At 68.8% G+C, this 10,006-nt stretch carries 9 protein-coding genes and 2 tRNA genes; 9 read left to right on the top strand and 2 right to left on the bottom strand.

Annotated elements, in window-relative coordinates; genetic code table 11:
- Positions 1-105 precede the first annotated feature (105 nt).
- From JOY88_RS15520 to JOY88_RS15505, 4 genes are all read left to right on the top strand, one after another.
- The gene (locus JOY88_RS15520; RefSeq protein WP_293503533.1) at positions 106-2,241 is read left to right on the top strand and encodes a TonB-dependent siderophore receptor; all 2,136 of its coding nucleotides are present in this window, start codon (positions 106-108) and stop codon (positions 2,239-2,241) included.
- 36 nt (positions 2,242-2,277) lie between these two features.
- Positions 2,278-2,353, top strand: a tRNA-Asn gene (locus tag JOY88_RS15515).
- Positions 2,354-2,407: 54 nt separating this feature from the next.
- A tRNA-Asn gene (locus JOY88_RS15510) sits at positions 2,408-2,483 on the top strand.
- A gap of 60 nt (positions 2,484-2,543) precedes the next feature.
- Complete coding sequence (locus tag JOY88_RS15505; RefSeq protein ID WP_293503532.1) at positions 2,544-2,888, top strand: zinc ribbon domain-containing protein YjdM; 345 nt, start codon at positions 2,544-2,546, stop codon at positions 2,886-2,888.
- A gap of 444 nt (positions 2,889-3,332) precedes the next feature.
- Here the strand turns inward: JOY88_RS15505 and JOY88_RS15500 are convergent, their stop codons facing one another.
- A complete protein-coding gene (locus tag JOY88_RS15500) occupies positions 3,333-3,884 on the bottom strand; it encodes a PEP-CTERM sorting domain-containing protein (RefSeq protein WP_293503531.1) in 552 nt (183 codons plus the stop codon).
- Between the two features lie 740 nt (positions 3,885-4,624).
- On the opposite strand from JOY88_RS15500, the gene JOY88_RS15495 reads away from it, so the two are divergent.
- A complete protein-coding gene (locus tag JOY88_RS15495) occupies positions 4,625-5,320 on the top strand; it encodes an alpha/beta fold hydrolase (RefSeq protein ID WP_293503530.1) in 696 nt (231 codons plus the stop codon).
- 103 nt (positions 5,321-5,423) lie between these two features.
- Here the strand turns inward: JOY88_RS15495 and JOY88_RS15490 are convergent, their stop codons facing one another.
- Entirely contained in the window at positions 5,424-6,245 is an 822-nt protein-coding gene (locus JOY88_RS15490; RefSeq protein ID WP_293503529.1) for an HDOD domain-containing protein, read from the bottom strand.
- Between the two features lie 159 nt (positions 6,246-6,404).
- Here JOY88_RS15490 and JOY88_RS15485 point away from each other — a divergent pair, with 159 nt between their 5' ends.
- From JOY88_RS15485 to JOY88_RS15470, 4 genes are read left to right on the top strand one after another with little or no spacing between them, the layout of a single operon-like run.
- Positions 6,405-7,577 (top strand): MlaE family ABC transporter permease, encoded by a 1,173-nt coding sequence (locus JOY88_RS15485; RefSeq protein ID WP_293503528.1) that lies wholly within the window; start codon positions 6,405-6,407, stop codon positions 7,575-7,577.
- Between the two features lie 3 nt (positions 7,578-7,580).
- Positions 7,581-8,432 carry an ABC transporter ATP-binding protein gene (locus JOY88_RS15480; protein ID WP_293503527.1) on the top strand — a complete coding sequence of 284 codons (852 nt, stop codon included), beginning with the start codon at positions 7,581-7,583 and terminating at the stop codon, positions 8,430-8,432.
- Positions 8,433-8,440: 8 nt separating this feature from the next.
- Positions 8,441-9,406, top strand: coding sequence for an MlaD family protein (locus JOY88_RS15475; RefSeq protein WP_293503526.1), 966 nt, complete (start codon positions 8,441-8,443; stop codon positions 9,404-9,406).
- Positions 9,403-9,981 (top strand): ABC-type transport auxiliary lipoprotein family protein, encoded by a 579-nt coding sequence (locus JOY88_RS15470; RefSeq protein ID WP_293503525.1) that lies wholly within the window; start codon positions 9,403-9,405, stop codon positions 9,979-9,981. Before JOY88_RS15475 ends, JOY88_RS15470 begins: the two co-directional genes overlap by 4 nt.
- Positions 9,982-10,006: the final 25 nt, after the last annotated feature.

The following is a 10,006-nucleotide window of genomic DNA, read 5'->3' as shown; positions in this document are numbered from 1 at the left end:
TAATCCTCGCGCAGGGAAGCAGCCGAACCGCAGCCCCACTCCTTCCCGTCTCCAGGGGGCCTGGCGTCTTCAGTGTTTGCCGACCTGCCATCGCTTTGAACTCCGATGGCACGACCCACTCTTTCCCTCCTCGGCGCCGCCACGGCGCTGCTCGCCACCAGCCTGGCCTCCGCGCAGACCCTGCCCCAGGTCAGCGTGACCGGCAAGGCCGTCGAGGCCGCGCCCGGCCTGTCCGGCTTCAACGACCCGCCGGCCAGGCTGCCCATGCAGGCCATCAGCCTGTCGGCCGAACGCCTGGCCGACCTGGGCATAGACCAGCTCTCGGGCATCACCAAGCTCGACGCCTCCGTCTCCGACAGCTACAACGCCGTCGGCTACTGGTCGCAGCTCAAGGTGCGCGGCTTTGACCTGGACAACCGCTTCAACCTGCGCCGCGACGGCCTGCCCATCAACGGCGAGACCTCGCTGTCGCTGGCCAACAAGGCGGCCGTCGAGGTGCTCAAGGGCAGCTCCGGCATGCAGGCCGGCACCAGTGCGCCGGCCGGCCTCGTCAACCTCGTCGTCAAGCGTCCGCTGGCCGACGACGCGACGACGCTGACGCTCGGCGCCATCCAGAGTGGCACGGTGGAGGCCAGCGTCGACCATTCGCAGCGCTTCGGCGCGAACCGCGAGTTCGGCCTGCGCGTCAACGTCGCCGCGGCGCACCTGGACCCCACGTTGCGCAACACCAAGGGCAACTCCAGCACCGTCGCCGTCGCCGCCGACTGGCGCCTCTCCGCTGACACCCTCGTCGAGGCCGAGGCCGAGTTCAGCCACCAAAGCCAGCCCAGCCAGGACGGCTTCAGCCTGCTCGGCAACACCCTGCCCGACCCGAAGCGCATCGACCCCAACCTGAACCTCAACAACCAGCCCTGGACGCTGCCCGTCGTCTTCGACAACAGGCATGCCTCGCTGCGGGTGCAGCAGAAGCTGGCCGGCGACTGGCGCGCCCAGGCCCACCTGGGCATCCAGCGCCTGCGCACGGATGACCGCAACGCCTTCGGTTTCGGGCTGGACTGCAACGAGACCAGCAGCTTCACGGGCGTCTACTACTGCGACCGCTACGGCCCCGACGGCCGCTTCGACCTCTACGACTACCGCAGCGAGAACGAGCACCGCGACACGACGGCCCTGGACATCTCCGCCAGTGGCCCCGTGCAGCTGGCCGGCCTGCGCCATGACCTGACCGTCGGCGGCCTGAGCAGCCAGTTCAAGGGCCGCTTCCAGCGCCAGGCCTACAACTTCGCCGGCATCGGCAACATCGACGGCACCGCCGTCACTGCCCCGCAGCCCGCGTTGACCGGCGAGAACACCAACCGCGACGAGCGCAGCAACGAGCTCTACCTGCGCGACCGCGTGGCGCTCGGCGCCGACACCAGCGCCTGGCTGGGCCTGCGCCACACCCGCCTGCACCGCGAAAGCGTGCGCACCGACGGCACGAGCCCGACCGACTACCGGCAAGGCTTCACCACGCCCTGGGTGGCGGTCAGCCATGCCATCGCGAGCGACTGGCTGGCCTACGCCAGCTGGGGCGAGGGCGTCGAGAGCGAGGTCACCCCCAACCGCCCGCGCTACATCAACGCCGGCCAGGCCCTGCCCGCGCTCAAGAGCCGCCAGACCGAGATCGGCCTGAAGACCGGCACGCAGCGCGTCGAAGGCGCGCTGACCGTCTTCGACATCCGCCACCCGCTGTGGCGCGACATCGGCAGCTGCGACGTCGACCTCAGCTGCGAGCACCGTGCCGATGGCTACGCCCGCCACCGCGGCATCGAGGCCAGCGCCGACCTCAAATGGAGTGGCGGCGGCCTGTTCGCCAGCGCCAGCCGCCTGCGCGCCCGCCGCGAAGGCAGCAGCGACGCCAGCCTCAACGGCCTGGTGCCCCCCAACGTGCCGCAGACCACGCTCAAGGCCCAGCTGCGCCAGGACCTGCTGCCGGGCCTGCAGGTCCAAGTCGGCCTGCTGCACGAGGGCAGCCGCTTCGCCACGCCCGACAACAGCATCCCCGTGCCCGCCTGGACCGTCGTCGACGCCGGCCTGCGCTACATGCAGGGCGTGGGCAACCAGACCTGGATCTGGCGCGCGGGCGTGGACAACCTGACCAACCGCCGTGCCTGGCGCGAGTCGCCCTGGCAGTTCGAACACAGCTATCTCTACCCTCTCGCTCCGCGGACTTTCCGCACGAGTCTTGAGATTCGTCTCTGACGCCTCTGAAAAAACTGCTATAGTGGCGGGCTCTGTTCCTCGATAGCTCAGTCGGTAGAGCGCCGGACTGTTAATCCGTAGGTCCCTGGTTCGAGCCCAGGTCGGGGAGCCAACAGAACCCATGACGCACGTCGCAACCGTTTGACGTGCCGACATACAAAACCATTCCTCGATAGCTCAGTCGGTAGAGCGCCGGACTGTTAATCCGTAGGTCCCTGGTTCGAGCCCAGGTCGGGGAGCCAAATCAAGCCTCACAAGCGCAAGCCTGTGGGGCTTTTTCTTTGCCGCCAAGGAAAGCCGCTATGTCTACCCTGCCCGCCTGCCCCCGATGTCAATCGGCCTACACCTACGAAGACGGCGCGATGCTCATCTGCCCGGAGTGCGGCCATGAGTGGTCGGCCCAAGATTCGGGCCCCGCGGCGACCGACGAGGCGCGCGTTGTCAAAGACGCCGTGGGCAATGTGCTCCAGGACGGTGACACCGTGACCGTCATCAAGGACCTCAAGATCAAGGGCTCGTCGCTGGTCGTCAAGGTCGGCACCAAGGTCAAGAACATCCGCCTGACTGACGGCGACCACGACATCGATTGCAAGATCGACGGGATTGGGGCGATGGGGCTGAAGTCGGAGTTCGTGAAGAAGGCGTGACCGCCGTCGGCACTGGACGCATCGTTCGGACTGAGGGCCTGCTGACCTGCCCTGCAGGCCCCTGGCTCGAGCCCAACTCAGTCTGCTCGGACGGGTGAGGCTTACCCCAGCATGCGTGGGGTCTGCTTCAGGCTGAGCGCGACGACGTCGGACTGCTAATCCGTAGCCCCCCTGGTTCGAGCCTAAGTCGTGGAGGCAAATCGAAGCCTCAATCGCGCTCGCGGATGAGGCTCCTTTCTTACCAGTACCGCCGGCTACGCATGCGCCTGTCCGAGCGACGGCCGGTGCGCCTGCACGACGGGCGCGTTTGCAAGCTTCGCTCGGCTGGTGCAGACGCCGCGTCAAGTACGCTGAACGCGCCCAGCCCCGGCTGGAAAAATACCCCAGCAATCCTCACCGGGACGTTCTTCTCGAAATCGGCGGCCACACGAGCCGCGGAGACTTTCAGCGACGGCGGCGGGCGACGCCGGTAGCGAGCAAAGCCAACCCCACAAGGGCGAACGACGCCGGCTCAGGCAAGGCCCCGGCGTCATGCCAGACGATGTTGTCCATGGCGAAATAGCCATCCCCCAACGTGAACCTCACCGTCACCGACGAAACGTTCTGGAGGGTTGTCAGGGCGAAGGTCTGATAGTTACCGGTCAGGGTGAGCAAATCGCCATCGACAGTGATCTCCCCAGTGGTTCCCAGGGTGTACCAACTCAGGCCTGCATCAAACTGATCGATGGAAAACATGCCCCCGCCGACCTTCGTGATCGTGAACGACGCGCCAATACCGGAAATCAGGCTCAGCGTGCCGTTGTCCGAATGGACACCATCTCCGCTCCAGACGTAGGTGCTACCGGGGCTCTCGAACCGCAGTCCGCCAGACTCGAAAGGCGCGCCCGTGTGATTAGCTACGTCATCAAACGTCACGATGTCGGCCTGAGCCGACGAGGCCAGCATCGCCAGCGATGCAACCACCGAGCCGAGGCCCAATTGACGAAGAACACCCATGTCGATCTCCCTGACTGGTTGAGATGCCGTCAAACGACGTCAGCAGCGACAGCAATGTTCATGCCGAATACGAATTTCTCATTAGGGACAAGGACTTGCATTTCACGCCAGGAGTGACAACGAACTAACTGTCAAAGCAATCGACAGCCCCCCCCAAGAAGAGAGCCCGCCAAAGGCCTGTGGACTTGGCCTTACGCGACGGTGCGACCCTGACCGTTAATCCGTAGGCCCCTGGTTCGAAAACGTTAGCCCTCCACCGGGACGGCCCGATCGTGCCCAGCATCTCTGTTTCTGCTAACGAAACATCAGCGCCGACGTCGCTTGCCAACGACCATGCATTTCTAGGGGTCAATATTTGTTTGATACCTAAATCATCAGCGCCTAAATTCATGTCGACGTAGTTGACATATAAAGCATCCTTCCAGGGAGGTCGCTCATGAAGATCGTCCACATCGAGCAAGAGGCGACACCCGACACGACGCTTCGGTCGCCGTCCGGGGACGGCGGCGCGGCACCCGCCCCGTCGGCTCACGTCCTCCGCTGAGCGCATCGTTTTCCTTTGCAGTCGGGCGTCCCGGGTGACGGCTTGGCTGCCATCGCAAGTGCATGGTTTGCGCCGGATCGGGCGTCGGGAGAGATCTCGAGCCTCGACCGGTTCGGCCGCCGCATGCGCGGTGATCTCCGGCATCGGCCAACCTCGTCACCCACGTTCCGCGACCACCGTTGAAAGAGAGCACATTATGAACAGCATCGCACTGAGCATCATCCTGATCCACGGCGGCTTCGTCGACGGCTCCGGCTGGGAGCCGGTCTACAACATCCTCAAGAAGGACGGCTACTCGGTCAGCATCGCGCAGCACCCGACGACCTCGCTGAGCGACGACGTGGCCTATGTGCGCCGGCTCGTCGCCGAGCAGAAGGGGCCCGTCCTGCTGGTGGGACATTCGTACGGCGGGGTCATCACGACCGAGGCCGGCAACGACCCCAAGGTCAAGGGCCTGGTCTACATCGCCGCCTTCGCGCCGGACCAGGGCGAGTCCGTCGAGTCGCTGATCAAGAACCCCGTCCCGGGCGCGCCGGTGCCGCCCATCCTGCCGCCGAAGGACGGCTTCCTGCTGCTGGACTCATCGAAGTTCGCCGCGTCGTTCGCCGCCGACGTCGGCGAGCAGAAGGCGGCCTTCATGGCGGCGTCCCAGGTGCCCTGGGGAGTGGCGGCCCTGGGCGGCGCCGTGTCGCAGGCCTCATGGAAGAACAAGCCCAGCTGGTACCTCGTCGCCAAGGACGACAAGATGATCCCGCCGGCGGCGCAGCGCGCGATGTCGCAGCGCGCGGGCTCCTCGGTCGTCGAGGTGCCTGGCAGCCATGCGGTCTACGTCTCGCAACCGGAGGCGGTCGCCGCGCTGATCCAGAAGGCCGCCGCGGCCATCGCGCGCTGACGGCGCCGCGGCAGCGAGGCGCTCCGGCGGCGGCGTCCGACGCGTGTCCATCACGCCGGGCGGGCGCCGCCCGCCTGGCTCGCCTACTCCGCCGTCCGCCGGTTCAGGAAAAGTCGCGCGCCTCGTCGACCGGCGTCCATGCGATGACCTGGTCATCGCACAGCCGGTCGGTGTCGGTCAGCCCGACCGTCCGGGCCACGCCATGCGGGAAGGTGTCGAGCAGCGCGGTGCCCTCGATGTCCAGCTCGTGCGCGCGCGCGCTCCAGCACGACAGGTACAGCAGGCTGGAATACATCTTCTCCTCGCCCTCCTGCGGCTCGCACTGGAAGCGGATGGACTCGACGATCCTGTCCGGAAAGCGCCAGCGCGAAGCGAAGGCCGCGCCGACCTCCGGGTAGGCATAACCCAGCTCGGCGAGCTGGGCCTCATAACGGCCGTCATCGGCGGCAAAGCCCGGCTGCAGGCTGGCGCGGTCGGGCATCGCCATCTTCAGGATCAGGTCGCCCACGCCGTGCAGCAGCCCGGCGGTGAACGACACCCCCTTGTCCAGCCTCAGCTCCTCGGCCAGGGACTGCGAGATCTTCGCGACATCCAGGCTGTGGCGCCAGAAATCGGTCATATCCACGCCGGGCACGCCCTTGAAGGCACCGCCCACGGCCGCCGCCTGGACCAGTTGCCGCGTGGCATCCAGCCCCAGGATGGCCGTAGCCGCTTCGACGGTGGCGATGCGCTCGCCACCCGTCGCGTAGCGCGCGGAGTTCACCAGCCGCAGGATGCGAACCGTCAGCCCGACCTCGCCGGACAGCAGCTGGTTGACTCGACGCAGGTCGGGCTCGTCGTTCTGGAGTTCCGCGAGGATCTGGTCGACCGCCTCCGGCAATGAGGGGATCAATGCATCGGTGGCGAGAATGTCTTCGAGCTTCATGGCGGGGGGCCTCGCGAGGGATGCGCAATGCTAATAGATCGGCCCTGGGCAACGTCGCACCCGCTCCACCTGCGCCGGCCCGCCCCGATTCACGCATCGAATCCGGGGTGGTGGGCAGGGTTCGCGCCGAGGGCGTCCAGGCGCGCTATCGTTGCGACCATGAGCGACGCAGCCGCCCTGCCCCTGGACACCCGGATCCCGGCCTGGGGCGCGGAATCGCCCGACGCCGCGCCGCAGCTGCTGGCCGGCGGCGAGGCGGGCGCGCCGGAATGGCGTGTCAGCGGTGACTGGACGGTGCTGGCGCTGCGTGAGCGCTACGCCGAGTTCCGCGAGCGCGTGGCAGCCGCCGTGGCCGCGGCGCCGGACGCGCTGTGGGACCTGCGCTCCCTGCGTCGCCTGGACAGTGCCGGCGCGTTGACGCTGTGGCAGGGCTGGGGCCGCAAGCCGCCGCCGCGGCTGCTGTGGCTGCCCGAGCATGTGATGCTGTTCGCCCAGTTCGCACAGCCCGCCGCCCTACCCCGCTACAGGCGCAGCCTGGGGCCGGGGTTGGAGCGGGCCGGCCTGCGGCTGCTGGACTTCATGGGCCACGGCGTGGACATCGTCGCCCTGATCGGCCGCCTGCTGCTGGACTTCATCCAGGTGCTGCGCCAGCCCGCGCTGATCGGCTGGCGCGAGATCTCGGCCAACGTCTTCCGCACCGGCGCCCAGGCCCTGCCCATCACGGCCCTGGTGGGATTTCTCGTCGGGTTGACGCTGTCCTACCTGATCTCGCGCCAGCTCAAGACCTATGGCGCCGACATCTTCGTCATCAACATCCTCGGCCTGGCAGTGGTGCGCGAGCTGGGGCCGCTGCTGGCCGCCATCATCGTGGCCGGCCGCTCGGGCTCGGCGATGACGGCGCAGATCGGCGTCATGCGCGTCACGCAGGAGCTGGACGCGCTCTCCGTCATGGGCATCTCGCACACCGTGCGGCTGGTACTGCCCAAGGTGCTGGCGCTGGCCGTGTCGCTGCCGCTGGTGGCGCTGTGGACCAGCGCACTGATGCTGCTGGGCGGCATGGCAGCGGCCGGCGCCCAGCTGGGGCTGGACCCGGCCACATTCCTGCGCACGCTGCCCAGCGTCGTCGAGCCGGCCAACCTGTGGCTGGGCTGGACCAAGTCCGTCCTCTTCGGCGGCCTCATCGCGCTGCTGGCCAGCCATTTCGGCCTGCGCGTGAAGCCCAACACCGAGAGCCTGGGCCAGAGCGTCACGCAATCGGTCGTCACGGCCATCACGCTGGTGATCGTCGTCGACGCGGTGTTCGCCGTACTGTTCTCCGACGTGGGCATCTGAGCCATGGCGCACCCTGAAGCCATCATCGAGGTCGACAACGTGACGACCGCCTATGGCGGCCATGTCATCCATCGCGACCTCAACCTCACCGTCCACCGCGGCGAGGTCGTCGCCCTGATCGGCGGCTCGGGCTCGGGCAAGACGACGCTGCTTCGCCTGCTGCTGGGCCTGGAGGTGCCGCAGGCTGGCAGCGTGAAGATCTTCGGCCACCCGCTGGGCCGCTGCGCCGCGCGCGACCTGGAGCGCGTGCGCTACCGCTGGGGCGTGCTGTTCCAGAACGGCGCGCTGTTCTCGGCGCTGAACGTGTTCGACAACGTCGCGCTGCCGTTGCGCGAGCTCAAGAGCGTGCCGCCGGACCTGGTGAAGCCGCTGGTCATGCTCAAGCTGGCCCAGGTGGGCCTCAAGCCCGAGGACGCGCTGAAGCGCCCGGCGGAGCTCTCGGGCGGCATGGTCAAGCGCGTGTCGCTGGCGCGCGCCCTCATCCTCGACCCGCAGCTGCTCTTCCTGGACGAACCCACCGCCGGCCTGGATCCGGACAGCAGCAAGCAGTTCGTCAAGCTGCTGCGCCGGCTGCGCCAGGAGCTGGGCCTGACCGTCGTCATGGTCACCCACGACGTCGACACCCTGTTCGCCGTCGTCGACCGCGTCGCCGTGCTGGCCGACCAGCACATCATCGCCAGTGGTCCGCTGGCCGAGGTCGCCCGCCTGCCCCATCCCTTCGTGCGCAACTTCTTCCTCGGCCACCTGGAGCGCTGCGCCGAGGAGGACGTGAGGCGCTTCCGCCTCAGTCTGGACGACACCAGCGACGACGGCGGCGTGCCGGCCGTGCTGTGCGAGGAAGAACCCGCCCACTGAGATCCCGCATGGAAAACAAAGCCCACGCCATCGCCGCCGGCCTGTTCGTGCTGCTGCTCGGCCTCGCGCTGGCCGCCAGCGTCGCCTGGTTCCAGGGCGACCACACCGAGCGCGTGCACTACACCGTCGTCTCGCGCAGCGGCGTTGCCGGGCTGAACCTGAAGGCGCCGGTCAAGCTGCGCGGCGTCGACGTAGGCCATGTCGAGAGCATCGCCTTCGACCCCGCCGATCCGCGCCAGATCCTCGTCGGCATCGCCGTCGACGCGGCCGCGCCTGTGTCCACCGGCACCTATGCCCAGCTGGGCCTGCAGGGCGTCACCGGCCTGTCCTTCGTCGGGCTGGAGGAGGCCGATGCCAGTGCGCCGCTGCAGCGCGCCGCGCCTGGCGCCCGCCTCCAGCTGCGACCCACGCTGCTGGACCGCCTGGCCCAGAGCGGCCCAGGCCTCGTCGCCGGCTTCGCCGAGGTGGCCACGCGCCTGAACGCTCTGCTCAGCGACGACAACCGCGTCCAGCTCGGCCACACGCTGGCCGGCCTGCAGCAGGCCGCTGGCGACACCAGCCGGCTGATGGCTGCACTGCAGCCCGGCGCCCGCGGACTACCGGCCCTGCTGAAGGATGCCGATACCGCCACCCAGCGTGCCGACGCCGCGCTGCGCCGCATCGAGGCACTGGCAGCCGACGGCCAGCAACTGGCCCAGGAACTGAAGTCGCGCGCCGCCCTGCTGGATCGCCTGGACGCCGCCGCCGCCCAGGTGCAGGCCACCAGCCGCAACCTCGAACTCGCGCTGGTGGGCGACACGCCGCCGCGCACCCGCCCCGTGCTGACCGACATCGCGGCGGCGAGCCGCAGCGTCGAGCGCGCCGCCAACGAACTCGGTGACCAGCCGCAGAGCCTGCTGTTCGGCCGCAGCGCCCGGCCGCCCGGCCCCGGTGAGGCCGGCTTTGCCGAGCGGCTGAAGGCGGGCGGCAAATGAGAACCCGCTTCACGCTGCTTGCCGTGGCCCTGCTGCTGGGGGCGTGCTCACTCGCGCCGACGGCGCAGCCGCGCACGGTCTACGACCTCGGCCCGTCGCCCGCGGCGAGCGATGGCGGCGGTGCGATCGCCTGGCGCATCGCCGACGTCAGCGCGCCGCCCTGGCTGGCCGGCGAGGGCATCGCCTACCGCCTCGCCTTCCAGCAGGCCCAGCGCCTGGAGTACTACCGCGACAGCTTCTGGGCGGCGCCGCCCGCCGCGCTGCTGACGCAGCGGCTGCGCGAGCAGCTCGCGACGCCGCCGGCCTGTGCCGGCCGGCCCGCTGTCCTGCTGACCGTGAGCCTGGACGAGTTCGAGCAGGTCTTCACCGGCCCGGCCAGCAGCCAGGTGGTGCTGCGCCTGCACGCGACGCTGTGGCCCGCCGGCGCCACCGGCCCGGCGCTGCAGCAGCACTGGCGCCTCGAGCGCCCGGCCGACACGCCCGACGCGCCCGGCGCCGTGCACGCGCTGGCCCAGGCGGTGGACGCATGGCTGCCGCGGCTTGCCGACTGGCTGGCCGCGTCGTCCTGTCGCTGAGAGCCCGCGCGCCCGTCCACAGACT

The organism is Roseateles sp. (genome assembly GCF_019237615.1).
Taxonomy (GTDB): Bacteria; Pseudomonadota; Gammaproteobacteria; order Burkholderiales; family Burkholderiaceae_C; genus Pelomonas.
The sequence above is the reverse complement of the archived record's forward strand: the minus strand, read 5'-3'. Positions and strand labels throughout refer to the sequence as shown.